The 24,597-nt window shown below is 63.9% G+C and carries 30 protein-coding genes; 6 read left to right on the top strand and 24 right to left on the bottom strand.

Features of this window, described 5'->3' with window-relative positions; genetic code table 11:
* On the bottom strand, positions 1-560 hold a 560-nt coding region (eccB, locus tag E4P29_RS20675; RefSeq protein WP_135047005.1), incomplete at its 3' end, for a type VII secretion protein EccB.
* A gap of 131 nt (positions 561-691) precedes the next feature.
* Between eccB and eccE the strand changes: the two genes are divergently transcribed.
* On the top strand, positions 692-2,383 hold the full coding sequence (gene eccE / locus E4P29_RS20670) for a type VII secretion protein EccE (protein WP_135046994.1): 1,692 nt from the start codon (positions 692-694) through the stop codon (positions 2,381-2,383).
* 5 nt (positions 2,384-2,388) lie between these two features.
* Here eccE and E4P29_RS20665 read toward each other — a convergent pair whose 3' ends face one another.
* The 9 genes from E4P29_RS20665 to infA form a co-directional block, all read right to left on the bottom strand.
* Positions 2,389-2,982: an NAD(P)H-dependent oxidoreductase gene (locus E4P29_RS20665; protein WP_135046993.1), complete on the bottom strand. Its 594-nt coding sequence runs from the start codon at positions 2,980-2,982 to the stop codon at positions 2,389-2,391.
* Positions 2,979-3,875 carry a tRNA pseudouridine(38-40) synthase TruA gene (gene truA, locus E4P29_RS20660; protein ID WP_135046992.1) on the bottom strand — a complete coding sequence of 299 codons (897 nt, stop codon included), beginning with the start codon at positions 3,873-3,875 and terminating at the stop codon, positions 2,979-2,981. Before truA ends, E4P29_RS20665 begins: the two co-directional genes overlap by 4 nt.
* A gap of 5 nt (positions 3,876-3,880) precedes the next feature.
* Positions 3,881-4,468 carry a 50S ribosomal protein L17 gene (gene rplQ / locus E4P29_RS20655; RefSeq protein WP_135046991.1) on the bottom strand — a complete coding sequence of 196 codons (588 nt, stop codon included), beginning with the start codon at positions 4,466-4,468 and terminating at the stop codon, positions 3,881-3,883.
* A gap of 34 nt (positions 4,469-4,502) precedes the next feature.
* A complete protein-coding gene (locus E4P29_RS20650; RefSeq protein ID WP_027496332.1) occupies positions 4,503-5,567 on the bottom strand; it encodes a DNA-directed RNA polymerase subunit alpha in 1,065 nt (354 codons plus the stop codon).
* Between the two features lie 99 nt (positions 5,568-5,666).
* Positions 5,667-6,272 (bottom strand): 30S ribosomal protein S4, encoded by a 606-nt coding sequence (gene rpsD, locus E4P29_RS20645; protein WP_008718223.1) that lies wholly within the window; start codon positions 6,270-6,272, stop codon positions 5,667-5,669.
* A 21-nt stretch (positions 6,273-6,293) separates the two neighbouring features.
* Positions 6,294-6,707 carry a 30S ribosomal protein S11 gene (gene rpsK, locus E4P29_RS20640; protein WP_027496331.1) on the bottom strand — a complete coding sequence of 138 codons (414 nt, stop codon included), beginning with the start codon at positions 6,705-6,707 and terminating at the stop codon, positions 6,294-6,296.
* Complete coding sequence (rpsM, locus tag E4P29_RS20635) at positions 6,707-7,081, bottom strand: 30S ribosomal protein S13 (protein WP_027496330.1); 375 nt, start codon at positions 7,079-7,081, stop codon at positions 6,707-6,709. The genes rpsK and rpsM overlap by 1 nt, the downstream gene beginning before the upstream one ends.
* A gap of 204 nt (positions 7,082-7,285) precedes the next feature.
* The gene (gene rpmJ / locus E4P29_RS20630) at positions 7,286-7,399 is read right to left on the bottom strand and encodes a 50S ribosomal protein L36 (protein WP_025347279.1); all 114 of its coding nucleotides are present in this window, start codon (positions 7,397-7,399) and stop codon (positions 7,286-7,288) included.
* Between the two features lie 88 nt (positions 7,400-7,487).
* A complete protein-coding gene (infA, locus tag E4P29_RS20625) occupies positions 7,488-7,709 on the bottom strand; it encodes a translation initiation factor IF-1 (protein WP_005140011.1) in 222 nt (73 codons plus the stop codon).
* A 298-nt stretch (positions 7,710-8,007) separates the two neighbouring features.
* On the opposite strand from infA, the gene E4P29_RS20620 reads away from it, so the two are divergent.
* A complete protein-coding gene (locus E4P29_RS20620) occupies positions 8,008-8,901 on the top strand; it encodes a glycosyltransferase family A protein (protein WP_167735569.1) in 894 nt (297 codons plus the stop codon).
* A gap of 17 nt (positions 8,902-8,918) precedes the next feature.
* On the opposite strand, the gene map is transcribed toward E4P29_RS20620, so the two are convergent.
* The 14 genes from map to rplN form a co-directional block, all read right to left on the bottom strand.
* Positions 8,919-9,716, bottom strand: a complete 798-nt coding sequence (gene map / locus E4P29_RS20615) for a type I methionyl aminopeptidase (protein WP_135046989.1) — start codon at positions 9,714-9,716, stop codon at positions 8,919-8,921.
* Complete coding sequence (locus E4P29_RS20610; RefSeq protein WP_135046988.1) at positions 9,716-10,270, bottom strand: adenylate kinase; 555 nt, start codon at positions 10,268-10,270, stop codon at positions 9,716-9,718. Before E4P29_RS20610 ends, map begins: the two co-directional genes overlap by 1 nt.
* Entirely contained in the window at positions 10,267-11,589 is a 1,323-nt protein-coding gene (gene secY / locus E4P29_RS20605) for a preprotein translocase subunit SecY (protein ID WP_135046987.1), read from the bottom strand. The genes E4P29_RS20610 and secY overlap by 4 nt, the downstream gene beginning before the upstream one ends.
* A 314-nt stretch (positions 11,590-11,903) precedes the next feature.
* Entirely contained in the window at positions 11,904-12,347 is a 444-nt protein-coding gene (gene rplO, locus E4P29_RS20600; protein WP_027496326.1) for a 50S ribosomal protein L15, read from the bottom strand.
* A gap of 2 nt (positions 12,348-12,349) precedes the next feature.
* Positions 12,350-12,529, bottom strand: coding sequence for a 50S ribosomal protein L30 (rpmD, locus tag E4P29_RS20595; RefSeq protein ID WP_008718256.1), 180 nt, complete (start codon positions 12,527-12,529; stop codon positions 12,350-12,352).
* The gene (gene rpsE / locus E4P29_RS20590) at positions 12,529-13,203 is read right to left on the bottom strand and encodes a 30S ribosomal protein S5 (protein WP_032365630.1); all 675 of its coding nucleotides are present in this window, start codon (positions 13,201-13,203) and stop codon (positions 12,529-12,531) included. Before rpsE ends, rpmD begins: the two co-directional genes overlap by 1 nt.
* Before the next feature lie 34 nt (positions 13,204-13,237).
* Positions 13,238-13,654 (bottom strand): 50S ribosomal protein L18, encoded by a 417-nt coding sequence (rplR, locus tag E4P29_RS20585; protein WP_135046986.1) that lies wholly within the window; start codon positions 13,652-13,654, stop codon positions 13,238-13,240.
* Between the two features lies 1 nt (position 13,655).
* Positions 13,656-14,195, bottom strand: a complete 540-nt coding sequence (rplF, locus tag E4P29_RS20580; RefSeq protein WP_135046985.1) for a 50S ribosomal protein L6 — start codon at positions 14,193-14,195, stop codon at positions 13,656-13,658.
* Between the two features lie 13 nt (positions 14,196-14,208).
* The gene (rpsH, locus tag E4P29_RS20575) at positions 14,209-14,607 is read right to left on the bottom strand and encodes a 30S ribosomal protein S8 (RefSeq protein WP_008718266.1); all 399 of its coding nucleotides are present in this window, start codon (positions 14,605-14,607) and stop codon (positions 14,209-14,211) included.
* Positions 14,608-15,015: 408 nt separating this feature from the next.
* Positions 15,016-16,488 (bottom strand): APC family permease, encoded by a 1,473-nt coding sequence (locus E4P29_RS20570; RefSeq protein WP_135046984.1) that lies wholly within the window; start codon positions 16,486-16,488, stop codon positions 15,016-15,018.
* Positions 16,489-16,702: 214 nt separating this feature from the next.
* On the bottom strand, positions 16,703-16,888 hold the full coding sequence (locus E4P29_RS20565) for a type Z 30S ribosomal protein S14 (RefSeq protein ID WP_008718273.1): 186 nt from the start codon (positions 16,886-16,888) through the stop codon (positions 16,703-16,705).
* 4 nt (positions 16,889-16,892) lie between these two features.
* Positions 16,893-17,465, bottom strand: coding sequence for a 50S ribosomal protein L5 (rplE, locus tag E4P29_RS20560; protein ID WP_008718275.1), 573 nt, complete (start codon positions 17,463-17,465; stop codon positions 16,893-16,895).
* 1 nt (position 17,466) lies between these two features.
* A complete protein-coding gene (gene rplX, locus E4P29_RS20555; protein ID WP_008718278.1) occupies positions 17,467-17,784 on the bottom strand; it encodes a 50S ribosomal protein L24 in 318 nt (105 codons plus the stop codon).
* The gene (gene rplN, locus E4P29_RS20550) at positions 17,785-18,153 is read right to left on the bottom strand and encodes a 50S ribosomal protein L14 (protein ID WP_027496320.1); all 369 of its coding nucleotides are present in this window, start codon (positions 18,151-18,153) and stop codon (positions 17,785-17,787) included.
* Between the two features lie 235 nt (positions 18,154-18,388).
* Between rplN and E4P29_RS20545 the strand changes: the two genes are divergently transcribed.
* From E4P29_RS20545 to E4P29_RS20530, 4 genes are read left to right on the top strand one after another with little or no spacing between them, the layout of a single operon-like run.
* Positions 18,389-19,426: a DUF559 domain-containing protein gene (locus E4P29_RS20545; protein ID WP_135046983.1), complete on the top strand. Its 1,038-nt coding sequence runs from the start codon at positions 18,389-18,391 to the stop codon at positions 19,424-19,426.
* The gene (locus tag E4P29_RS20540; RefSeq protein WP_135046982.1) at positions 19,423-20,076 is read left to right on the top strand and encodes a hypothetical protein; all 654 of its coding nucleotides are present in this window, start codon (positions 19,423-19,425) and stop codon (positions 20,074-20,076) included. Before E4P29_RS20545 ends, E4P29_RS20540 begins: the two co-directional genes overlap by 4 nt.
* Positions 20,077-20,093: 17 nt before the next feature.
* Entirely contained in the window at positions 20,094-23,213 is a 3,120-nt protein-coding gene (locus E4P29_RS20535; protein ID WP_135047004.1) for a DUF87 domain-containing protein, read from the top strand.
* A 33-nt stretch (positions 23,214-23,246) separates the two neighbouring features.
* Positions 23,247-24,572, top strand: a complete 1,326-nt coding sequence (locus tag E4P29_RS20530; protein WP_135046981.1) for an AIM24 family protein — start codon at positions 23,247-23,249, stop codon at positions 24,570-24,572.
* Positions 24,573-24,597 lie beyond the last annotated feature (25 nt).

Genomic DNA, 24,597 nt, shown 5'->3' with positions numbered 1-24,597 from the left:
CACAGGAAAGCCTCGGATGGGCCGAGTGCAGCCGCGTTCTCGCCGTAGCGGGGCTCCCCCACGATCACTGTTGTGGACGTGACGCCGGCGATCGGATCGACGGTGTCGCACACGGTCCACGACTCGGCCTCGCCGTCCGGGTCGTTCGGCAACGCCGACGGGGCACCGGGGATTCCGACCAACGCACCGCGAGGTCGTGACGCCAGTTCCGTTTCCTTCACCGTCACAGGGTTGTCGGGCCTTCCCACGATCAACCGCGCCGACGCCAGATTCAGCACCGGATGGAACACGCCGTCGACGCTGACGAACATGGCGGCCGACTCCTTACCGACCACGATCGATGCGTCGCCGATCTTGTCCTGAGGCCGAAACAGCGCCAGGGCAGCGCAGCCCGCCAGACCGACGCATGCGACGACGACACCCACCATGAGCGCGCGCGACTGCGACTTCATCGGATCGTGCAGCATCCGCGCGTCGCGCCTGATGAGGGCATGTTCCATTCGTCGGACGAGAAAGCGGTATCCGCCGACCTGCCATTTCGTCGTCGGAGTCGACGCCACGATTCCTCCCCAGGATTGTGCCGACCCGATCCCCCATCGGGTCACGCGACACAGTACAGTTCGTCCGCACCCATCGGCGACCGCATCGGCGACGATCGATCGGGCTGCAACCTTCGGGGGGAGGGTGTGTGATGACGCGTTCGAGGAGGCGACGGCGCACGTCGGTCGTGTCGTTCGCCGTGCCGACTGTCCGAGGGTTCCTCACGGCCGAAATTGCCGCTGTGACAACGATTCTCACCCTGCTCGCGGCCGACGTGCCCGTGGAGTGGACGCTCACCGCCGCGGCAACGATGTCGCTCGTCCCGTTCGTTGCCTTTCGGCGCACGTCGATCGCCGGCTGGCTGATCGTCGCTCTACGCTTCGGATTCGGCCGAGTCCCCGCCGTCGGGGTGACAACAGAACATACCGACCCCGACGGCCGACCCGTCGGTGTGCACTGGCAGCGCAATACCGTCACGTGCACCGTGGAGATCATCGCACCGGAACACGACACGACAGTTCTGGCGCGAACGCGAGCCGACACACGACACACGCTGCCCATCGAGACGTTGACGTCGTGCTTTCGGCAGCACGACGTCGACGTTGCCGCAATCGACATCGTCGCGCTCGGGTTTCGAACCGCCGACGGTTCGGTGGCCACCGATGTGTACGAGGGCCTCATCGGGCCGTTGCCCGCCGTCGCGCAGCGGACGGTGTGGGTGTCGGTCACTCTCGACGTGCGCGACAACGCACGGGCGATGGCAGCGAGGGGCACGGGCCGGACGGGGGCGGCCCGAACCGCGGTCGTTGCAGCCCTTCGCGTCGCACGCGCCCTGGAATCTCAGGGGCTGTCCACACGGCTGTCGACGGCCGCACAACTTCGCGCCACTTCTCTACACCTGAGCCGCGGTGTCAGCACCGCCGATCTCACTCAGGTGTGGTCCTTCGCCCCGTTACCGGGCGCGGCAAGTACTGGTTACGGAATCGATTGCAGCACAGTCACTGTCGAGGATCTGTCGGCCTTGTGGGCGGTACCGTCGCTGGGTACGGCCATCTCCGTCCACCTGCGCCCCACCGACGAACCGAGCCGCGTCCGCGTTCGTGCGTCCTGCAGATTCGCCGCGCGAGAGACAATCCCGAGACCCGACATTGCTTCACTGATCTCGATGGCCGGACGTCAACGAGACGGCATTCTCGCGCAGTTGCCGCTGGCCGTCGCAACACACTCGGCAGTGATGCCGGTCGGAACCCTCTCGACCTCCGCACTGCAGGCCTGGGCGTTCCCTGTCAGCGGTTGCGGCCAACTCCTGGGATCGGATGCGAACGGAAACGGTGTGGCAGCGCGGATCTTCGGGGCGAACCTGCCCCGGGTCAGCATTGTGGGCGAGCTCTACCTCGCCCAGCAGCTTCTGTTCAGAGCCGTGGCGATCGGAGCGCGAGTTGTCGTCAGAACGGACAGACTGCACGCCTGGGGAGCCCTCCGCGACGCCATCGGGGAGCCCGACCGGTTTCTGGTCGACAGCGACCACACTCGGGTGCGGCCCTCGTACGACGTCGTCGTGGTCGACTTCGCAGACGGCTCCATCTCGCTCGATCACCAATCTGACCCCGGCGTCACTGTGATCTCGCTGACCGAACACGAACCGCCGCATGATCCGGCGGCACCCCGGCCGACCCGACAGAGATTCACCGCGACGCTGTCGATCGTTCAGCCGCGTGCGTCGGGTGACCGAATTCGGGTGCGTTCTGGTCCGATCGACATCGAACTGACGCTGGTCACCATTCCGCAGGAAACGACGTTCATCGGTCGACCGAGAAGTCTCCGACCCGCCGTCCGAGTCTGAAATGGTCAGCCGGGGTACGGGACGCGCGCCCGCGCGCTCGACACTGCGCCGGCCCACCACTGGAGTTGGTCGAGCAATCGCCCCAAGGAGTCGACAGCAGCGGGATCGTCGACGCCACCGGCCTCGTCGAAACGCCGACGCACGCGATGGAGTGATACCGAATCCCGTACCGACACCATGTGTAGCTCTGCGGCGATGAGGCGCAGTTGCTCGGTCGCACGCACACCACCCGCCAGACCGCCATAGGATACGAATCCCACTGGCTTGGAACGCCATTCGTACTTCACCGTGTCGAGCGCGGTCTTCAGCGAGCCGGGCACAGCGTGGTTGTATTCGGGAGTGACGAGGACGAACGCGTCGGCCTCGCCCACGATGCGGGTGAAACGTTCGGAGTCCTCGCTCGACGTCAAGCTGTTCGGGAGATCGAAGTCCGCGAGATCGACATCCACCACCGTGAGGGAGTCGCGCGCCGACGCCACGCTCCGTACCCAGGCTGCGACGGTGGGTCCCACCCGCCCCTCCCGAACGCTGCCGGTGACCACCGCGAGACGTATCGGCTGCTTCGTGTCGGCACCGGACCCGGCGCGATCGTCGCTCATCCTTCTCCTCCACAACATTCGTCGCCGACGATTGCCGGTCGAGTCTCCCGGGTGGCAGCATTGCGCGCGGCCAACATGTCGGCGGGTGGATAGTCGACCCGCACCAGGGCAAGTCCGTGGGCCGGGGCCACCGCCACCTCGCTCGCACGTTCTCGACGACCGAGCAGAGAACGTGCCCAGTCGGGGGTTCGTCGTCCTTCACCTACGGCCTGCATCGCCCCGACCAGACTGCGCACCATCGACCAGCAGAACGCATCGGCGCTGACGTACGCGGTCAATCGATCCCCCTCGCGGACCCAGTCGAAACGCTGCAGTTCTCGCACTGTCGTGGCACCGTCTCGCCTCTTGCAGAACGCTGCGAAATCGTGCAGTCCGATCAGTGCCTGCGATGCCTCGTGTACGGCGTCCAGATCGATGTGCCGTGGCCAGGAGACAACCCCGGCCACGTCGAGGGGGTCGACTCCGTACAGTGCGGTGCTGAATCGGTACTCGTAGTGTCGGCGAAACGCCGAGAAGCGAGCATCGAAATCGCGGGGGACGATGCTGATCGATCGGACCCGAACATCAGTTGGCAGAAACCGTGCCATTCGCCGGACCAGTCGGTCGTGATCATCCGGAACGTCGACGGCATCGAAATGTGCCACCTGACCGGACGCGTGTACTCCCGCGTCGGTTCGGCCGGCGACCGTCAGCTCGATGGGTTGGCGAAGAACGGTGGAGAAGGCTTGTTCGAGCACGCCACAGACCGTACGGATACCTGGTTGACGCGCCCATCCGGAGAAGTTCGTGCCGTCGTAGGAGATGTCGAGCCGATATCTGGTGGGGACCGACAAAGCGGGCCCGCCATCTCCTGAGGAAATGGCGGGCCCGCTTCGGTCGTGCTCGGAGCTCACAAGGACTAGTCCTTCTTCGCATCCTCGGCCTCGGGGGCGTCCGACGCGTGAGCGTCATTGTCCTCGATGCCTTCGATGACTGCGTCGGCGTTGGCCACCTCGGCGTCGGTCGCGTCGGCTTCGACAGCCTCGACGACGTTGTCTTCTGCCGTGTCCTCGGCCGGAGCCTCGGTTGCGGCGGGAGCAGCCTTCGATGCCTTCACGCGGCGTGCGCGGTCGGCTTCGTTGGACACCGTCTGCTCGTTGACGAGCTCGATGATGGCCATCGGCGAGTTGTCACCCTTACGGGGGACAGTCTTGATGATGCGCGTGTAGCCACCGTCGCGATCGGCGAAGAAAGGCCCGATCTCGGCGAAGAGCTTGTGCACGACATCTTTGTTGTTGATCGTCTTGAGAACCTCACGACGATGAGCCAGATCACCCTTCTTGGCATGGGTGACGAGCTTCTCGGCGTGGGGACGAAGGCGCTTGGCCTTCGACTCGGTGGTGGTGATGCGGCCGTGCTCGAAGAGTGACGTCGCCAGGTTGGCCAGGATGGCCTTCTGGTGTGACGCCGACCCGCCGAGACGGCGGCCCTTGGTGGGCTTGGGCATGATGAATCTCCTAGTAAGAGCTCCAGCGAGCTGATTACAGCTGTTCTGTCTCGGCGTAGTCCTGCTCGGCGCCTTCGGTGTCGCCGAAGGAGCCTGCGTCGGTGTCACTCCACGTGCCCGTGGTGGCGTCGTAGCCAGGCACGGTGCTCGGATCGAACGACGCGGGGCTGTCCTTGAGGGAAAGGCCGAGCGAATGCAGCTTGACCTTCACCTCGTCGATGGACTTCTGCCCGAAGTTACGGATGTCGAGCAGATCGGACTCGGTACGACCAACCAGCTCGCCGACGGTGTGAACACCTTCGCGCTTGAGGCAGTTGTAGGAACGAACCGTCAGGTCCAGATCCTCGATGGGGAGTCCGAAGGAAGCGATGTGATCGGCCTCGGCGGGCGAGGGTCCGATCTCGATGCCTTCTGCTTCGACGTTCAGCTCACGGGCGAGGCCGAAGAGCTCAACCAGGGTCTTGCCCGCCGAAGCGAGCGCGTCCCGCGCGGTGATGGAATTCTTGGTCTCCACGTCGAGAACGAGCCGATCGAAGTCGGTGCGCTGTTCGACGCGGGTGGCCTCCACCTTGTAGGTGACCTTGAGCACGGGAGAGTAGATCGAGTCGACCGGAATACGGCCGATCTCGGCACCCGATGCCTTGTTCTGAACGGCGGGGACGTAGCCGCGACCGCGCTCGACGACGAGCTCGATCTCCAACTTGCCCTTGTCGTTCAGGGTCGCGATGTGCAGATCCGGATTGTTCACCGTGACGCCGGCCGGGGGCACGATGTCGCCTGCGGTCACAGCGCCGGGGCCCTGCTTGCGGACGTACATGGTGACCGGTTCGTCTTCTTCGGAGCTCACGACCAGTCCCTTGAGGTTCAGGATGATGTCGGTGACATCTTCCTTGACTCCGGGAACGGTGGTGAATTCGTGGAGGACGCCGTCGATACGGATGCTGGTGACAGCAGCGCCGGGGATCGACGACAGCAGGGTGCGGCGGAGCGAGTTGCCGAGTGTGTAACCGAAGCCGGGCTCGAGCGGCTCGATGACGAATTTCGAGCGGTTGTCGGCGATGACCTCTTCGGTCAGCGTCGGGCGCTGTGAAATGAGCATTCTGTGTTCCTCCTGTACGGGCGTCCGCTATTTGACGCCCACGTGTGGAGGCGAAGACGCATGTGAGCCTCGCGGGGAGACTCACATGCGTGCTGCGCCTTACTTCGAGTAGTACTCGACGATGAGCTGCTCCTGGAGCGGCACATCGATCTGTGCGCGCTCCGGCACCCGGTGAACCAGGATGCGAAGACGGTTGGGGACGACCTGCAGCCACGGAGCCACCGGACGATCGCCGTAGCTCTCACGAGCGATCTGGATCGGCAGGGTCTGCGCGGACTTCTCGCGGACATCGATGATGTCGTACTGCGAGACGCGGTAGCTGGGGATGTCCACTCGCTTGTTGTTCACGAGGAAGTGGCCATGGGTGACCAGCTGGCGTGCCTGACGACGCGTACGTGCGAGACCCGCACGGTAGACGACGTTGTCGAGGCGAGTCTCGAGGATGGTCAGCAGGTTCTCACCGGTCTTGCCGGCAGCCCTGTTGGCTTCCTTGTAGTACAGACGGAACTGCTTCTCCATGACGCCGTAGGTGAAGCGAGCCTTCTGCTTCTCCTGCAGCTGGAGCAGGTACTCGCTCTCCTTGATCCGCGCGCGACCGTGCTGGCCGGGCGGGTAGGGACGACGCTCGAACGCCTGGTCGCCTCCGACGAGGTCGACGCGCAGACGACGCGACTTGCGGGTGATAGGACCGGTATAACGTGCCATTTTCTAAACCTTTCCTTCCCGCTAGACCCGACGCCGCTTGGGCGGACGGCAGCCGTTGTGCGGCTGAGGGGTGACATCGGAGATGGTGCCGACCTCGAGGCCTGCGGCCTGAAGCGAGCGGATCGCGGTCTCACGGCCGGAGCCGGGACCCTTGACGAACACGTCGACCTTCTTGACGCCGTGCTCCTGAGCCTTGCGCGCAGCGTTCTCGGCTGCGAGCTGTGCGGCGAACGGAGTCGACTTGCGCGAGCCCTTGAAGCCCACGTGTCCCGAGGACGCCCACGAGATGACGTTTCCGGCGGGGTCGGTGATCGACACGATCGTGTTGTTGAACGTGCTCTTGATGTGCGCAGATCCGTGCGGGACGTTCTTCTTGTCCCTGCGACGCGTCTTCTGCGCCTTCTTCGGACCGGTACCGCGTGCTTTGGGGGGCATTACTTCGCCTTCTTCTTGCCGGCAATGGTGCGCTTGGGTCCCTTACGGGTACGCGCATTGGTCTTGGTGCGCTGTCCACGGACGGGCAGACCACGACGGTGGCGAAGACCCTGGTAGCAGCCGATTTCGATCTTGCGTCGGATGTCGGCCTGCACCTCGCGGCGCAGATCGCCCTCGACCTTGAGGGACTCGTTGATGTAATCGCTGAGCTTGCGCAGATCGTCGTCGCCGAGATCCTTGCTGCGCAGGTCGGGGCTGACGCCCGTTGCTGCGAGAATTTCCTTGGAGCGGGTACGGCCGACGCCGTAGATGTAAGTCAGTGCGATCTCCATGCGCTTTTCGCGCGGCAGATCCACACCTGCGAGACGTGCCATGTGGCATTTCCTTTTCTTGTCCGGAGGTCTGCTCCCAGTCCGTCCCCTGTGTCCTTCTCACCGCTGGGGTGGGAAGCGTCTTTCAACAAACTCAGTGGGGCCCCGGCCTCCGTGCCGGGGGTCTGCCGCAACGCGTGTGTTGCGGTTGGTGCTGGGAGGTCATCTTCTAGCTGTTGCCAAGCCGACGTGCGTGATGCTCGGTGGTTATCCCTGACGCTGCTTGTGCCGCAGGTTGTCGCAGATCACCATGACGCGTCCGTTACGACGAATCACCTTGCACTTCTCGCAGATCTTCTTGACGCTCGGCTGAACCTTCACGTCGTTGATCTCCTGTGTGTAGCTCGGACCCGCTGCGAGCAGCGGACCGAGCATGGTTCTCCCCGACCGGACATGGCCGGGGAAGCTCTTACTTGTAGCGGTAAACGATGCGTCCACGCGTGAGGTCGTAGGGCGAAAGCTCTACCACGACGCGATCCTCGGGAAGGATGCGGATGTAGTGCTGACGCATCTTTCCGCTGATGTGGGCGAGTACCTTGTGGCCGTTTTCGAGCTCAATGCGAAACATCGCATTGGGCAGCGGTTCGACAACTCGGCCCTCTACCTCGATAGCACCGTCTTTCTTGGCCATATCCTCCGCGATCCTGGCTCTCACACCTGGTTGATTGCATCTGTTTCCGTTACCGTGATGCCCACTGACCGACTCCTCGGACCCGAGTCGGGGTGTCGCCGGACGGCCGCACAGCCCTCGAGGCATGCGAACATCCGGTACGCAGGGCGCACCGTCGATCTATGTTACCGGCAAAGACACATCTGGCCAAATGCGCGCGAAGCGGGCACTGCAAACGTCGGATGGCGACGTTCGATTAACTGAGCTAACGTTTCGTCCGCCCGCCATCGTTCAGCCACCGAGCCCGCAAGGTGCCCTCTTGAGTTCCAACCCTTCCGGCCGCGGCCCAGCCGTCTCCGTGATCATTCCCGTACACAACGCCAGAGATGTACTCGACGAGCAACTTTGTGCACTCGCGCACCAGGACTGCGACGGCCCGTTCGAGGTCGTCGTCAGCGACAACGGCTCGACGGACGGTGTGCGAGAGTTCCTGGAGAACCACGAGCTACTGGAGCGATTGAATCTGAAGTACGTCGATGCATCCGGCACCCCAGGCGCGTCGTATGCGCGCAACCGTGGAGCGGAAGCAGCCGAGGGCCCAGTTCTGGCCTTCTGCGATGCCGACGACGTCGTGCACCCGACATGGTTGCGGCGCATCACCGCCGAGCTGGACCGATACGACCTCGTGGGGACCGGCCTGAGTACGGAGGCACTGAACTCCGAATCGACGCGAGCCGCAGTTCCCTTCGCCCCACCCTCGAATCAGGGCAAGTCGTCGTTTCGCCCGTTCGTCATCGGGGCGAGTATGGCGTGCCGCGCGTCCACCTACCGAGATCTCGGCGGGATGCTCGAGTTCGTTCACGCCAGCGAGGACATGGAGTTCTCGTGGCGCGCACAGCAATCGGGTGCCCGTCTGCACTTCATAGCCGAGCCGCTGGTCGAATACCGTCTGCGTACGGGCTACCGGGACAACTGGAGACAAGCCGGGGCATTGGGATACGGGTCGGCTCACGTGCGCGGAATGTACCGGGCAGCCGGATGCCCGCCGTTCCGAGTCCGCACGATTTCCGTCGCGCTGCTCGCGCTGGCGGTACGAAACCCGCTGCTGCCGACAGCACTGACCCGTATGCCGACTCGCCTCTGGCTACGTCTGACGGCCGCCCACCTCGGACTCATCCGAGGGGGCCGCCGCTACTCGTCACTCACCTGGTAAGTGTCGACCTGGTAGCTCTAGCGAGGCCGAACCGTGAGGATGCGTGGGCCGTCCTCGGTCACGGCGACCGTATGTTCCCAATGGGCCGCGCGAGAACCGTCGGTGGTCACGACGGTCCAACCGTCGTCGAGAATGTCGGTCTCGTACGTACCGAGCGTCAACATCGGTTCGATGGCCAGTGTGGAACCCACCACGAGCTCCGGGCCTTTGCCCGGGGCACCCTCGTTCGCGAGAAATGGATCCATATGCATTTCGCGGCCGATTCCGTGACCGCCGTACCCGTCGACGATTCCGTACTTGCGACCGTGCGCATCCTCGGCCGCATGTGTACCGGACTCGATGGCGTGGGAGATGTCGGTCAGGCGATTTCCGGGAATCATCGCTGCGATCCCCGCCTCCATCGACAGTCTCGTCGCCTCGCTCAGCAACGAATCTGCCTCGATGATGTCGCCGACGCCGAACGTCCACGCCGAGTCGCCGTGCCAGCCGTCCAGCACGGCACCACAGTCGATGGACACGAGATCCCCGGCGACCAACAGCTCGTCGGCCGACGGAATGCCATGCACCACGCGGTCGTTCACCGAGGAGCAGATGCTTCCGGTGAATCCGTGGTACCCCAGAAACGAGGGCACCGCGCCGGCGTCACGAATGACGGCCTCGGCAACTCGGTCGAGTTCGAGCGTCGACACTCCGGGCTTGGCTGCATCCCGTACCGCAACGAGAGCGGCACCCACTACGGCACCGGCTGCCGCCATCGCGTCGAGCTCGCCGGCGCTTCGGAACGGGACGACTTTTCGTTTCCGGCCGAACGCCATTACTTGCCGTGGTCCTCGATGGACTTCAGCGCGCGAGCGTTGACTTCGTCCACCTCACCGATCGCGTCGACAGTCACCAATTTGTCGGAGTAGTAGTCCAACAGCGGCGCCGTCTCGTCGCGGTACACCTTGAGGCGATTGCGGATGACGTCCTCTTTGTCGTCCTCGCGGCCGCGCGCCAGCATGCGTTCCACGACGACGTCCTCGTCGACGATGAACGACAGAACGGCATCGAGCTGAGCGTTCAGGTCGGACAGAATGCCCACCAGAGCCTCGGCCTGGCCGACCGAGCGCGGGAAACCGTCGAGCAAGAAACCGTTGACGGCGTCGGGCTCGGCGAGACGACTACGCACCATGTCGACGGTCAGTTCGCTCGGCACGAGGTCGCCCGCGTCGAGGTACTTCTTCGCTTCCAATCCGAGCGGGGTCTTCTCGCCGATGTTGGCGCGGAAAAGATCGCCGGTCGAGATGTGCGGCACGCCCAGCTTCTCGGAGAGGAGAGCGGCCTGAGTGCCTTTGCCGGCACCGGGGGGACCGAGCAGAACAAGTCTCACTTGAGGAACCCTTCGTAGTTACGCTGCATCAGCTGGCTTTCGATCTGCTTCACGGTGTCGAGGCCCACGCTGACCATGATCAACACGGCAGTACCACCGAACGGAAGGTTCTGAGCTCCGCCAGAGCTGCCGATGTCGAGGAACAGGTTGGGAAGCACCGCAATGGTGCCCAGGTACACCGCGCCGGGCAGCGTGATGCGACTCAGAACGTAGTTGAGGTAATCGGCTGTGGGCTTACCCGGTCGAATGCCCGGGATGAATCCACCGAATTTCTTCATCTCGTCGGCCCGCTCTTCGGGGTTGAACGTGATCGCCACGTAGAAGTACGTGAAGAAGACGATCAGCCCGAAGAAGATAGCGATGTACACCGGGTTCGCCGGGTTCACCAGGTACTCGTTGATGATCCGCTGCCACCAACTGGGATCGGCTGCAGTGCTGGCGGATGTGAGCTGGGCGATGAGATTGGGAAGGTAGAGCAACGAGGACGCGAAGATCACCGGGATGACGCCGGCCTGGTTGACCTTGAGCGGCAGGTACGTGGACGAACCGCCGTACATCTTCCGGCCGACCATGCGCTTTGCGTACTGCACCGGGATACGGCGCTGTCCCTGCTCGACGAAGACCACGCCGGTGATGATGAGGAACGCCGCGAAGCAGACGAATCCGAAGACCAACCCGCCACGGCTTTCGAGGATCGTGTTGCCCTCGGACGGGATGCGCGAGGCGATTCCGGCGAAGATGAGCAGCGACATGCCGTTGCCGACACCGCGCTCGGTGATGACTTCGCCGAACCACATGACGACCGCCGCACCCGCGGTCATGACGAGAACGATGATGACGAGTCCGAAAATGGACTGATCCGCGATGATGTCCTGCTGACATCCCTGGAGAAGTTGACCTCGCGATGCAAGTGCAACCAGGCCGGTCGCCTGCAGGATGGCCAGTGCAATCGACAGGTAACGCGTGTACTGCGTCATCTTGGCCTGGCCCGACTGTCCCTCCTTGCGGAGTTCTTCGAACTTGGGGATGACGACGGTGAGCAGCTGCACGATGATGCTGGCGGTGATGTACGGCATGATGCCGATCGCGAACACCGACAGCTGAAGGAGCGCTCCACCGGAGAACAGGTTGATCAACGAGTAGATGCCGGCAGAGTCTCCCCCGGACACCTGATCGATGCAGGCACGAACATTGGCGTAATCGACACCGGGCGACGGCAACGTGGCACCGAAGCGGTAGAGGGCGACCAGACCGAGCGTGAAGAGGATCTTCCGTCTCAGGTCAGGAGTCCTGAGGGCCGACACGAAGGCGGAAAGCAAAGATCCTCCTGGCACGACTGCGTTGACGCCGCGAGTGCTTCATCGGGAGCAACTGATGCTCCCGTGAGCCTCACGAGCATGGACTGCGGTCGACGTACGTCGACCGCATCGAGACGAACTTGTGTGAACTCTAGAACTCTAACAGTGCGCATCGAATCGCCCGACGGTCAGTGTTGGACCCCGGCCGATCGGTCGACACACACGACATTCCGTGTAGGCAACGATGGCCGCAGCTCAGCTGCTAGAGCTGTGGCTGCGGCCATCGTCACGAACTGCTGCTCGAAGCGCTGTTACTCAGCACATCGAAGCAAAGCTCAAACCTCGGTTGCAGAACCGCCGGCAGCGGCGATCTTTTCCTTGGCAGAGCCCGTGAACTTGTTGGCCGAGATATCGACCTTCACGGTGAGGTTTCCGTCTCCGAGAACCTTGACGAGCTCGTTCTTGCGAACAGCTCCCTTGGCGATCAGCTCGGGGATCCCGATCTGACCACCCTCGGGGAACAGGCGCTCGATGTCGCGCAGGTTCACGACCTGGAACACGACACGGTTGCGGTTGGTGAAGCCCTTGAGCTTCGGGAGCCGCATGTGGAGGGGCATCTGGCCACCCTCGAAGCGTGCCGGCACGTTCTTGCGTGCGCCGGTTCCCTTGGTACCGCGACCTGCGGTCTTGCCGCGCTTGCCACCTTCACCACGGCCGACGCGAATCTTCGTCGACTTGGATCCGGCTGCGGGGCGCAGGTGGTGCAGTTTGATGGTCATGGTTAGACCTCCTCAACAGTTACGAGGTGGCGCACCGTGTTGACCAGTCCGCGGTTCTGCGGGTTGTCCTCGCGGACGACCGTCTGGCGGATGCCCTTGAGCCCGAGAGTACGCAGGCTGTCACGCTGGTTCGCCTTCTGGCCGATGGTGCTCTTGATCTGAGTGACCTTCAGCTGAGCCATTACTTCACCGCTCCTGCCTGTGCGCGTGCGCGCAGCATTCCGGCGGGTGCAACCTCTTCGAGGGTCAGGCCGCGGCGAGCCGCAACTTCCTCGGGACGCTGCAGACCCTTGAGGGCTGCGACGGTCGCGTGCACGACGTTGATGGCGTTGTCGCTACCGAGCGACTTCGACAGCACGTCGTGGACACCGGCGCACTCCAGCACTGCGCGAACAGCGCCACCGGCGATGACGCCGGTACCGGCGCTGGCCGGACGCAACATGACGACGCCGGCAGCGGCTTCGCCCTGGATGGGGTGCGTGATGGTGCCGGCGATCATCGGGACGCGGAAGAAGCTCTTGCGAGCCTCCTCGACACCCTTCTGGATGGCCGCGGGAACTTCCTTGGCCTTGCCGTAGCCGACGCCGACCAGTCCGTTGCCGTCACCGACGATGACGAGGGCGGTGAAGCTGAAGCGTCGACCACCCTTGACCACCTTGGAGACGCGGTTGATCGTGACGACCTTCTCGATGAAGTTCGACTTGTCCGCGGCGTTGCCGCCACGGCCGTTGTCACGACGGTCGCGACCGCCACCACCGCGGTTGTCGCCGCGCTGGTTGTTGTCGCCACCTGCGTTGGGGCCACTGTTCTGTCCGGCGGGGCCGCTTCCGCCGTCACGCCGTTGACGTCCCGGCATCAGGCTGTCCTTCCGTTGTCAGTCATTGTCATCATCAGAACGTCAACCCGCCTTCGCGGGCAGCGTCTGCGAGTGCCGCGATGCGGCCGCTGTAGTTGTTGCCGCCGCGGTCGAACACGACTGCCTCGACGCCGGCTGCCTTCGCACGGGTGGCGATGAGCTCGCCGACCTTCGCGCTGACGGCCTTCTTGTCGCCCTCGAGCGCGCGCACATCGGCTTCGATGCTCGACGCGCTGGCCAGCGTGTGGCCCGCGAGATCGTCGATCAACTGCACGTGGATGTGACGCGAGGACCGGTTGACGACCAAGCGCGGACGCTCGGGCGTTCCGGAGATCTTCTTGCGAAGGCGGAAGTGACGACGTGCCTTCGACAGGCGACGCTTCGTCGAGACGTCGGTGCCGCGCGGTGTGCGCTTGACGACGTTCGCCTTGTCTGCTGTTTGCTGGCTCATATCACTTACCCGTCTTTCCGACCTTGCGGCGGATCACTTCACCCTCGTAGCGGATGCCCTTGCCCTTGTACGGGTCCGGACGCCGCAGACGACGAATGTTGGCAGAGATCTGACCGACCTTCTGCTTGTCGATGCCGACAACGGTGAATCGCGTGGGCGACTCGACCGTGAACGTGATGCCCTCGGGTGCTTCGATCAGCACGGGATGGCTGTAACCGAGTGCGAACTCGAGGTCCTTGCCCTTGAGTACGACGCGGTAACCGACGCCGTGAATCTCCATCTTGGTGGTGTAACCGTTGGTGACACCGGTGATGAGGTTCGCGACGAGAGTGCGCGAGAGACCATGCAGCGAGCGGCTCTTACGCTCGTCGTCGGGCCGAGTGACGGCGATGGTGCCGTCTTCGGCGCGGGCGATCTTGATGGGCTCGGCGACTGTCAGGCTCAGGGCACCCTTGGGGCCCTTGACCGCAACGTCCTGGCCGTCGATGGTGATATCGACGCCAGCGGGGACTGCGACCGGCAATTTTCCAATACGTGACATGGTGTGGCCTCCCCTACCAGACGTAGGCGAGGACTTCTCCGCCCACACCCTGCTTGGCAGCCTGACGCTCCGTGAGCAGACCGGTGGACGTGGAGATGATCGCCACGCCCAGGCCGCCGAGAACCTTGGGCAGATTGGTGGATTTTGCGTACACCCGGAGACCGGGCTTGGAGACGCGTCGCACGCCGGCGAGGCTGCGCTCACGGCTCGGGCCGTACTTCAGATCGACGATGAGGGTCTTGCCCACCTCGGCGTCTTCCGTGCGGTAATCGGAGATGTAGCCCTCGCGCTTGAGGATCTCGGCGATGTTCGCCTTGAGCTTCGAGTGGGGAAGCTTCACCTCGTCGTGGTACGCCGAGTTGGCGTTGCGCAGACGGGTCAAGAAGTCTGCAATTGGATCGGTCATCGTCATGGTGTGACCTGTGCACCTTTCTCGCAGCGGTTCCCATGCAGCACGCGCGGGCTGGTGCCTTCTGGTTCCGGAGAACCTATCGGGCCTGGCTCGTCACATCGTGGGCCTACAGCGAAGTGAACATGTCCTGACCGACTGTTGCCGGTCAGGGGTTGCGCTCCAAGCAATGCATCGCTGCACTGCCAGGTGTTACGAGCTTCCGCATGTTCAATGCTGACGTACGGAGAACTCGAGGTTGCGTTCTGTATTGCAAGGACTCGCGTGCAGGCACGACGAAGCCCGGGCAACCGCTCTAGTGTAGGGAACCGGGTGGCATTCTCAAAATCGGTCGTGGTATCCCTCGTTGGCACGGTGTGAGATCCCGTCCGCGCATGTCGAGTACGACCACAGGTTCGGCTTCATCCGCATTCAGTCCGCCTCGAGTCGCTCGGGATCGACGCGTGGCGGCTTCTGCCCGGTGGCCCGGTTCACCGCGTACGTCACTGCCCACAGGACGACACCGATCAGCAACATGGCACCGGCAATTTTGTACTGAATCATCTGGGCATCGGTTCTGGCCCAGGGTCCGACGAGGAATAAGCAGAGCGCCGCTCCGGTCACTGGAATCCACACCGGTGCTCGGAAGAACGTCTTGTCCGCCCGCTGTTTGAGCACCAGGCACGCGACGTTCACCACCGAGAACACGCCGAGCAGGAGCAGCCCCGTAGTGCCCGACAGGGCGCTCACCACCGAGTTCCCGGACAACCGATTGACGACGACGATAAGGCCCACTGCCATTGCGGTAGTGAAAGCGATTGCCGCCCACGGAGAGCGACGACCGGGCAGGACTGCACCCAGTCCAGCAGGCAGCACGTTCTGCCTGGCCAAACCGTATATGCACCGACTGGCCATCAACATATTGATCAACGCAGTGTTCGCCACTGCAAAGACAGTCATGTACGGGAAGATCTCGTCGATCGGGAGACCCGGTGCGCCGGTGCGCACCACGTGCAGCAAAATTCCCTCGCTACCCGAGTCATAGTTCAACGGCAGCACCGCGATGACTGCGACGACGACCAGTACATAGATCAGACAGGCGACGGCGAGACCGGACAACATCGTCTTCGGAAAGATCTTCTGTGGTTCCTTGGTTTCCTCCACCATGTTGACCGAATCCTCGAAACCGACCATCGCGAAGAACGCGATGGTCGTCGCTATGGTGACCGCGATGAATGCCCCCTTCGCGTTCTGATCCTCGAAGACAACGAGATTGCCGATGTCCCCCTCGGCGCTCCCCTGCCCTACTGCCACGAATCCGATGACAATGACGATTGCCAGCGCCGCCATCTCGATCGCGGTCAGCACCACGTTGAACTTCACCGACTCGCCGACGCCGCGCAGATTGATCGCCGCGAGAAAGCCCATGAAGAGCAGGGCGACGACGAGTTGAGAGGTGGCGCCCGTCGGAACATCGAACCAGCCGAGACCGTCTGCGTCACTGAAGGTTTCGTGAAGCCCAGCCAGAAGATTGCCGGCGACGACATTGGACGAGGTCGCCGCACTGGTGATACCCGAGCAGATCACCGCGAACGCCACGATGAACGTAGCGAAATGGATTCCGAACGCTTTGTGGGTGTACAACGCAGCGCCGGCCGCCTGCGGATACTTGGTGACCAGCTCGAGGTACGAGAAGGCCGTCAACGTGGCCACCACGAACGCGAGAACGAAAGGCACCCAGGCGATCCCGCCGACGTTCTCGATCATGTCGCCGGTCACGGCATAGACGCCCGCCCCCAGGATGTCTCCGACGATGAACAGAAGCAGCAGCCCGGGGCCGAGTACGCGTTTGAGCTCGGGCTCCTTCTCCTGTGAGTCCACTTGCTCGCGCGCTACGTCTGCCATGGTGACCTCCGCGGTGGTGCAACCGGTTCCAACGTCTCTGTCGATGCAGCGTAAGCCTGTCGTCGGCTCTCGAAGCCGAAATCGACAGATGGATACGGCGTAACCACGCCCCCAGTACCGGGCGGCCCGATTGTTCGAACGCCGAACGGGCGTGGGTTCCGTATGGAACCCACGCCCGTCGGTGTGGTGGTGTGTGAAGCCCGTGGGCCTCAGATCACCAGGAGCTCTTGCGAACTCCGGGAAGCTCTCCGGCGTGTGCCATCTCGCGCACGCAGATACGGCAGAGGCCGAATTTGCGGAACACGGAATGGGGACGGCCGCAGCGGTTGCAGCGAGTGTATGCACGCACCGCGAACTTCGGCTTCTTGTTGGCCTTGTTGACCAATGCCTTCTTCGCCATGGACTCAGTTCTCCTTGAACGGGAAGCCGAGGTGCTTGAGCAGCGCGCGGCCTTCTTCGTTGTTGGTTGCGGTGGTTACTACGGTGATGTCCATGCCGCGCGGACGATCGATCTTGTCCACGTCGATCTCGTGGAACATCGACTGCTCGTTGAGGCCGAACGTGTAGTTTCCGTTGCCGTCGAACTGCGTGCCCGAGAGGCCGCGGAAGTCCCTGATTCGGGGAAGGGCAATGGAGACCAGACGGTCGAGGAACTCCCACATGCGGTCGCCACGGAGGGTGACGCGTGCGCCGATGGGCATTCCTTCGCGCAGCTTGAACTGTGCGATGGACTTGCGAGCCTTGCGGATCTCCGGCTTCTGGCCGGTGATGGCAGCGAGGTCTGCAACTGCGCCGTTGATCAGCTTGGCGTCACGGGCGGCGTCGCCGACACCCATGTTGACGACAACCTTGACGATGCCGGGGATCTGCATGACGTTCTCGTATGCAAACTCGGTGTTCAGGGCGTCTTTGATCTCAGCGCGGTAGCGCGCCTTGAGGCGGGGCTGTTCGCCCGCGATGTTCTCGGTGGTAGTCATCTCAGATGTCCTTCCCGTTCTTGCGGGAAACACGAACGCGCTTGCCGGATTCTTCGTCGGTCCGGTAGCCCACGCGAGTGGGGTTTCCGTCCGAGTCGACCACTGCGACGTTCGATACGTGGATCGGGGCTTCCTGAGTGACGATGCCACCCGAGGATGCGCCGCGCTGGTTGGCGGAGACCGCGGTGTGCTTCTTGATGCGGTTCACGCCTTCGACCAGGACCTTGGAGTCAGCGGGGTAGGCCTGAATGACCTTGCCCTTGGCACCCTTGTCCTTGCCTGCGATCACGAGAACGGTGTCGCCCTTGTGCACCTTCATTTACAGCACCTCCGGGGCGAGCGAGACGATCTTCATGAACTTCTTCTCACGCAGCTCGCGGCCGACCGGGCCGAAGATGCGAGTTCCACGGGGGTCGTGGTCCGGCTTGATCAGCACCGCAGCGTTCTCGTCGAAACGGATGTACGAGCCGTCCGGACGGCGGCGCTCCTTGACGGTGCGGACGATGACGGCCTTGACGACCTCACCCTTCTTGATGTTTCCACCGGGAATGGCGTCTTTCACCGTAGCTACGATGATGTCGCCGATTCCGGCGTAGCGACGTGACGAACCACCGAGAACGCGGATGCAAAGGATTTCCTTCGCGCCCGTGTTATCAGCGACGCGTACTCGCGACTCCTGCTGAATCACTAACTTCTCCTTGACCTGGATGTACGTACGTGCCGGATTTCCGTCCCGACACGCGCGGTCGGCTGCCGAGAGCGGGCGTACGAAGACACACCGCTGCCACAGGCAACCGGTCAATTGTAGGGGAACGCCCATGCAGGAGCCAAATCGTCGTCATCGAGACATGCTCGCCTCTTGCGTGTCGGACTCTGTCGGTACGGTTCGGAGATGAGGCAACAGGGGTGGGCGGGGAGCAGCCGTGACCGGGAACGGTGAGAACGCAGGCTGGTGGTCGAGTCTTCCCGTAGATCGAGTGACTCGACTTCGCGGGGCTTCCGAACGCGAGCTGGCAGAATCCGCGAACCCGCTCCCCGCCGACGCACCTGCGATCGTCTTCTTCACTGTCGCCGAGCCGGTATCTCGTCGTTCGGCAGACCTGGTCGAGGCCGTGGTCACGGCACTGGAGACCGCAGCGATCGACTCGACTGCGCTGTGGCTCCCCGAGTTCGAGCACAACGCGGGGACCTCCACATTGGAGCTGCGTGCCGCTCGCACGTCCGCCGTTCGCCTGGCTGCCGACACGGCACACTTCGGCCCCTACGTGGCGGCTCTGGCCGAGTCCGCCTCCTCGGAACGGCCGATACGCCGGGCGGTGTTCACCATCGAGACCCGTGCGGCAGGTTCGGCGCGAGCTCTCGCGGCAGCTCACGGCCGCGACGTTGCCGCTCTCGTGCTGGTCGTACCCGACGGCGCGGACGCCGGCATCGTGTCGACCGCAGCGGAATGGATGTGTGCCCACGCACGGGCGGGCGTGTGGCTCACCGGCGGTGGGTCGTCGAGGATGGACAGGCTTCCGTCCGTATCGGTGCGCGCACCCGCAGTGCCTGCCGGCGTCAGCACCGTCCTCGATCGCTTCCGGCCGTTGAGCTATCCGCCGATCGCCGGACACCCCCACCCGGCGAGCGATCCGGAGAAGCGCCTGTATCGAGCGCTGGACCAGCACGATTGGGCCACCGGGCGAGAGCACAATCGGTCGATTCGGCTCGGCGAACTCGGCCGTCCGTTCACAGTCGACGTACTGTGGCGCACCGAGAGAGTCATCGTGGAAATCGACGGCGACGAGCACCGTGCCGCCCAGCGCTTCGCCGAGGACCGCGTGCGCGACAACCAGCTGCAGACACACGGGTACATGGTGTTGCGGTTCACCAACGCTCAGGTGATGGACGACCCGCACCGCGCTGTAGCTACCATCCGCGAGGCAGTATCGAGAAGACGATCGAAGGGGGATCCTCGATGAGTACCGAAGACCTGAACGGCACCGAAGCAGCAGTACTGCTCGTTCTGATGGCCGAAGCGAGTCCGGTGAAGAACAGCGCCCTCAAGGCACTGGGCCCCGAGCTATCGAAGCCCTCCCGCGACAAACTGAAGAATTCGGGGCTGATCGAGGTGAATTCTTCGGTGCGACCGATGACTCTCGAGCTGACCGACAAGGGGTGGCGCACCTGCGGTGAACTGATCGGCGGTGAACCACCGGCTCTGTCGACGGGGGCAGGCAAGGCCATGTTCACCGTGTTGGCAGGGCTACGTCGGTGGCTGGATCGCACCGACAGCCGTCCGGCCGATGTGTTCTCGCCCCGCGGAGACGAGCCCGCACCCCTCGACAGCTCCGAGAAGGCCGGCCGGACCGTCGACATCGAGGCCTCGATTCGCACCGCTTATGCGCGGCTCGCACGTGAACCCGGCAGCACGGTTCGGCTGTCTCGGTTGCGAAACGAGTTGCGAGACATACCTCGTGCCGATCTCGACGATGCTCTCGCACGGCTGCGACGCGCCGCGGACGTCTCGCTGATTCCGGAGGAAAACCAGAAGACGCTGACCGACGAGGAACGCGCTGCGGCCGTCGTCGTAGGCAATCAGCAGAACCACCTTCTCTCGATCGAACCATGATGGGCGTGAACTCCACGATGACGGACAACGAGCAGATACGGGCTCTGGAATCGGTACGGCTGAGCTGGGCACCGACCCCCGACGACGTGTGGCGCTCGCAGTCCAACGTGCACGTTCCCGGCATGCACGAGCGGGTGTTCCTCGAAGTGATGAACGCCTACGACGACGCGGAGACATCGGATGACGCCAGTCCGCTCGGGGTCGTCGTACGCGGGCCGGCCGGATCCGGCAAGACGCATCTGCTGGGGCAGGTGCGCGAGGAGGTGCAGCAGAAGGGCGGGTACTTCTTCCTGATCAGACTGCTCGACGCCGCGGGCTTCTGGCGATCGACGCTCATGGGGATGCTGGACGACCTGATGCGGCCCTCCGGCCAAGGATCCGACAGCCAACTCGCACTTCTGCTGCGACGCCTGTGCACGATCGGTGACATTCCCGACGAACAGCGCGCGAAGATCATGGGCGAGAACATGATCGACGCCGAGACGCTCAACGAGTTCGTCACCGCTGTATACAAGGTGCACCCGCGCCATCGGCGCACCTCGCAGCACACTCTGCGTGCCTTGGTGCTGTCCATCGCCCCGGATTCGGCAGTTCAGGATCTCGGTGACGCATACCTGCAATCGATCGACGACGTCGATTCCGACGAGTTCTCGGCCTGGGGTATCCGCCGGGCCGAGCTCGGCCACCAGGGCATTGCCGAGAACATCTCGCGTTTGCTGGCCATCACCGGCCCGACAATTCTCGCGATAGACCAGATCGACACGTTGGTCGCACAATCCCGCACGGGATCGGATCAGGAGTTCGCCGACGCACAGGAAGACAAGGTCGTCGAACAATTGGCGCACGGTCTGATGTCGCTGCGCGAAACGCTTCCTCGCACCGCGTCGGTTCTCTCGGCACTGTCGAGCGCATGGGAGTTGATCGCCGCCCGCGGCGTGGCACCGATGCGCGACCGCTTCCGAGTGACGCAGCCTCTCAAGCCGATTCCGTCGTCCGACATCGGTCGCCTCCTGCTGGGACGCCGTCTGGCGGCATGCTTTCTCGAGGCCGGATTCAACCCGCCGCATCCGACGTGGCCCGTCGCCGAACACGCCTTCGAGCAGGCCCCGGACTTCACTCCGCGGCAGCTGCTGATCGCGGTCGACCGTCACATCAGACACTGCCTCGACACCGGCGTGGCGTCGGAGCTGGAGAGTTTCACGGACAAGTCCGGCCCGACCGACGCGCCGGAGCTTCCCACCGCTCGGGTCAGTGAACTCGATGCCCTCGACGACCGATACCGACAACTACGCGAGCAGGTGGACGTATCCGTTCCCCTCGCCCCCGACAGTGAGGACTCGATCGTCCCCGCGCTGTTGTCGGCCGGGCTCACTGCGTGGATTCACGAACACCAGTCATCCGACGACAGCTTGGCTCAGGATCCACCACCGAGCGGCAAGCCCGCCCTGCACGCTCGATTGCGCCACACCGTCGATACGGACACCGACGACGAGGAGCACTGGTGCTTCCGGGCGGTCACGTCGAGCAATGCCCGGGCGGCGCTCGCCCGGGTGGAGCGAGCGGTGACCACAGCCGGACTGCACATCGACATGCCCCGTCGACGGCTCATTCTGATCAGAAACGCCCCGTGGCCGAACGGCGCGAAGACGGAGCAGACGATTGCCGCGTTGCGACGCGCAGGTGGCATCGTGGTCCCGTTCGGCGACGAGGACAGGAAGTCCCTGGCGGCTCTGTCGGTGCTGCTGGCCGAGAACTCCCCCGCACTCACGTCGTGGTTGCTCGCGCGCAAGCCCGCACACGAGGTCGAGTTGTTCTCCTCCGTGCTGCCTGCGGTCAGCGTAGTAGACGACGACACCGCTTTGATCGAACCCGAGACCACCGTCGCGGCCGAGCCGATCGCGAGCCGGCGGCCGTCGATCGTCGTCGGTTCGGAAGTGAGCACCGGCGCAGACGTCGCAATCCAACTCGAAGCGCTCCGTAAGCACACAGCGATCTTCGCGGGTTCCGGCTCGGGGAAGACGGTTCTGATTCGCCGACTGGTGGAAGAATGTGCACTGCAGGGCGTTTCGGCAATAGTGTTGGACGTCAACAACGACTTGGCTCGACTCGGCACCGCGTGGCCCGAGGACGAACGGACGTGGCCGCCGGGTGACGAGGCCAAGGCGACGGCGTACCTACGCGACACCGACGTCGTGGTGTGGACGCCCCGCAAGTCGGCAGGCCGACCGCTGAGCTTTCAGCCACTGCCCGATTTCGTCAGCGTTCTCGGCGATGCCGACGAGTTCGATTCCTCCGTCGAATCCGCATTGGCCTCACTCGAGCCCGCCGCCGGTGTCCTGGGTACATCCCAGAAGGCGAAACACGGCCGCGCAGTGCTGAAGTCGGCGCTCGATCTCTTCGGTCGACGCCCACAGGGCGGCACGCTACCGGACTTCATCGACCTGCTCGAAGAGTTGCCCGAGGACACCAGCGACATGCGCGACGCCGTTCGGATCGCGCAAGGACTGGCCGAAAATCTCAAGGCTGCCGTGGCCAACGACCCCATGTTCGCAGGGGCGGGCACCCCGGTCGACCCGGCAGTGCTGTTGACTCCGGCCGACGGAAAGAAGGCGCGAGTATCGGTGATCAATCTCGCGGGCCTGACCACCGACGAGCAGAAGCAGAGCTTCGTCAATCAGCTGCAGATGGGCCTGTTCTCCTGGATCAAGAAGAACCCGGCAGGTGACCGACCCCTCGGCGGATTGTTCGTCATGGACGAGGCGCAGAACTTCGCCCCCTCCGATCGCACGACTGCAGCGACACACAGCACACTCGCGCTGGCGTCGCAGGCGCGTAAATACGGTCTCGGTCTCGTCTTTGCCACACAGGCACCGAAGGGGTTGCACAACCGCATCGCCGGAAACGCGTCGACGCAGTTCTACGGACTGCTCAACAGCCCGTCCCAGGTCGAGGCGGCCAAGGAGATGGCCCGCGTCAAGGGCGGCTCGGTACCCGATGTGGGCCGTTTGCCCGCGGGGCAGTTCTACGCTGCCGTCGAGGGCGCGGAGTTCCGTCGAACCGCCACTCCCCTGTGCCTGTCCTACCACCCGAAGAGCCCGCCGACCGAGGAAGAAGTCACCGAACTCGCACGTTCCTGACAGCGCGCGCTCGACACTGGCACACTGGATTCGATGAAAAACCTCGCTCCCGGAGAGAACTGCCCCGCTCCGACCGGCCGGCTGACGGTGACACTTGCCGCCTCGACGTCGGTCGACGTATCGGCGCTGCTGTTGGGGCCCGCCGGACGAGTCCGTTCGGACGCAGACCTGGTGTTCTACAACCAGCCCGAGGGCCCGGGTGTCGAATATCAGCGCGGGCCGTCCGGCCATCTCGTCCTGATCGATCCCTCGGCGATTCCAACCGGCGTCGAGACCGTCGCCATCGCGGCATCGCTGGACGGTAGCGGTCCGGCAACGTTCGCCGCCGCCGGCCCTACCTCGGTGACCGTCTCCGACGTGTCGGGCAGTGCGGTGGTCGGATTCACCGCCGACGCACTCGGGGACGAGAGCGCTCTCGTCGTCTTGGAGTTCTATCGCCGCAACCAGCTGTGGAAGATCCGCGCGGTGGGCCAGGGGTACGCCGACGGGTTGGCAGGCCTGGCCACTGCATTCGGCATCAGCGTCGAGGACGACAATCCGCCCGCACCCGAGGCACCGACGGTGTCGCCCTCGCACCGAAGCGAAGCAGTCGTGAATTCATCTGTCCAACAAGGAGTCCTGGCCATGAGAAGTGAACTGTTCGCGCCCGCCCACGCCGAGGTTCCCGGATCGGGGATTCAGAAACAGGGCAACAAGATGTGTCGGGTCGGCATGAACGGCGAGATCATGGCGCGGGCCGGCTCGATGGTCGCGTACCAGGGCAATCTGCAGTTCGAGGCCAAGGGCTCGGGGGGTATAGGTCGAGCCCTCAAGCAAGCCCTGTCCGGCGAAGGCGTCCCGCTGATGAAGGTCACGGGCCAGGGCGACCTGTTTCTCGCCAATGCAGCACAGGACGTTCATCTGATCGATCTCGACGGTACGGACGGGCTCACCATCAATGGTGCCAACGTCCTCGCGTTCGAGTCCTCACTGAGCTACGACATCAAGCGTGTCCAGGGTGCCGCTGCAGGTGGAAACGCGGGATTCTTCAACTGTGTGTTCACCGGCCGGGGCCGTATCGCGATCACCACCGACGGAGTTCCGGTGGTGCTCAACGTCGATCAGCCTACGTTCGCCGACCCACAGGCAGCTGTTGCGTGGTCGTCGTCTCTGCAGACGAGGGTGAAGAAGAACGACTCGTTCGGGCTCGGCACCTTGATCGGCCGATCGACCGGAGAGCGGTTCACGCTGGAGTTCGCCGGCCAGGGATTCGTGGTGGTGCAGCCGTCGGAACAGCCGCCGGGTGGACTGGTCGGCGGTACCGGTGGCGGGGAGCAAGCCGGCGTCGGCGGAGCGCTGGGCGGCTTGCTGGGCAGGTAGGCCGCCGCTCCGTAAAGCACAAATG

The organism is Rhodococcus sp. 1R11 (genome assembly GCF_004563845.1).
Taxonomy (GTDB): domain Bacteria; phylum Actinomycetota; class Actinomycetes; order Mycobacteriales; family Mycobacteriaceae; genus Rhodococcoides.
Note: the sequence above shows the minus strand (reverse complement) of the source record. Positions and strands in the feature narration are given on the sequence as shown.

Bases quoted from the DNA above. Each gene is read 5' to 3' on its own strand.
- eccE (WP_135046994.1), top strand. From the start codon at position 692: ATGACGCGTTCGAGGAGGCGACGGCGCACGTCGGTCGTGTCGTTCGCC.
- E4P29_RS20665 (WP_135046993.1), bottom strand. From the start codon at position 2,982: ATGAGCGACGATCGCGCCGGGTCCGGTGCCGACACGAAGCAGCCGATA.
- rplQ (WP_135046991.1), bottom strand. From the start codon at position 4,468: ATGCCCAAGCCCACCAAGGGCCGCCGTCTCGGCGGGTCGGCGTCACAC.
- E4P29_RS20650 (WP_027496332.1), bottom strand. From the start codon at position 5,567: ATGCTCATTTCACAGCGCCCGACGCTGACCGAAGAGGTCATCGCCGAC.
- rpsD (WP_008718223.1), bottom strand. From the start codon at position 6,272: ATGGCACGTTATACCGGTCCTATCACCCGCAAGTCGCGTCGTCTGCGC.
- rpsK (WP_027496331.1), bottom strand. From the start codon at position 6,707: ATGCCCCCCAAAGCACGCGGTACCGGTCCGAAGAAGGCGCAGAAGACG.
- rpsM (WP_027496330.1), bottom strand. From the start codon at position 7,081: ATGGCACGTCTCGCAGGTGTGGATCTGCCGCGCGAAAAGCGCATGGAG.
- infA (WP_005140011.1), bottom strand. From the start codon at position 7,709: ATGGCCAAGAAAGACGGTGCTATCGAGGTAGAGGGCCGAGTTGTCGAA.
- map (WP_135046989.1), bottom strand. From the start codon at position 9,716: ATGGCGTTCGGCCGGAAACGAAAAGTCGTCCCGTTCCGAAGCGCCGGC.
- rplO (WP_027496326.1), bottom strand. From the start codon at position 12,347: ATGACCATCAAACTGCACCACCTGCGCCCCGCAGCCGGATCCAAGTCG.
- rpmD (WP_008718256.1), bottom strand. From the start codon at position 12,529: ATGGCTCAGCTGAAGGTCACTCAGATCAAGAGCACCATCGGCCAGAAG.
- rpsE (WP_032365630.1), bottom strand. From the start codon at position 13,203: ATGCCGGGACGTCAACGGCGTGACGGCGGAAGCGGCCCCGCCGGACAG.
- rplR (WP_135046986.1), bottom strand. From the start codon at position 13,654: ATGAGCCAGCAAACAGCAGACAAGGCGAACGTCGTCAAGCGCACACCG.
- rplF (WP_135046985.1), bottom strand. From the start codon at position 14,195: ATGTCACGTATTGGAAAATTGCCGGTCGCAGTCCCCGCTGGCGTCGAT.
- rpsH (WP_008718266.1), bottom strand. From the start codon at position 14,607: ATGACGATGACCGATCCAATTGCAGACTTCTTGACCCGTCTGCGCAAC.
- E4P29_RS20570 (WP_135046984.1), bottom strand. From the start codon at position 16,488: ATGGCAGACGTAGCGCGCGAGCAAGTGGACTCACAGGAGAAGGAGCCC.
- E4P29_RS20565 (WP_008718273.1), bottom strand. From the start codon at position 16,888: ATGGCGAAGAAGGCATTGGTCAACAAGGCCAACAAGAAGCCGAAGTTC.
- rplE (WP_008718275.1), bottom strand. From the start codon at position 17,465: ATGACTACCACCGAGAACATCGCGGGCGAACAGCCCCGCCTCAAGGCG.
- rplX (WP_008718278.1), bottom strand. From the start codon at position 17,784: ATGAAGGTGCACAAGGGCGACACCGTTCTCGTGATCGCAGGCAAGGAC.
- E4P29_RS20540 (WP_135046982.1), top strand. From the start codon at position 19,423: ATGAGTACCGAAGACCTGAACGGCACCGAAGCAGCAGTACTGCTCGTT.
- E4P29_RS20535 (WP_135047004.1), top strand. From the start codon at position 20,094: ATGACGGACAACGAGCAGATACGGGCTCTGGAATCGGTACGGCTGAGC.
- E4P29_RS20530 (WP_135046981.1), top strand. From the start codon at position 23,247: ATGAAAAACCTCGCTCCCGGAGAGAACTGCCCCGCTCCGACCGGCCGG.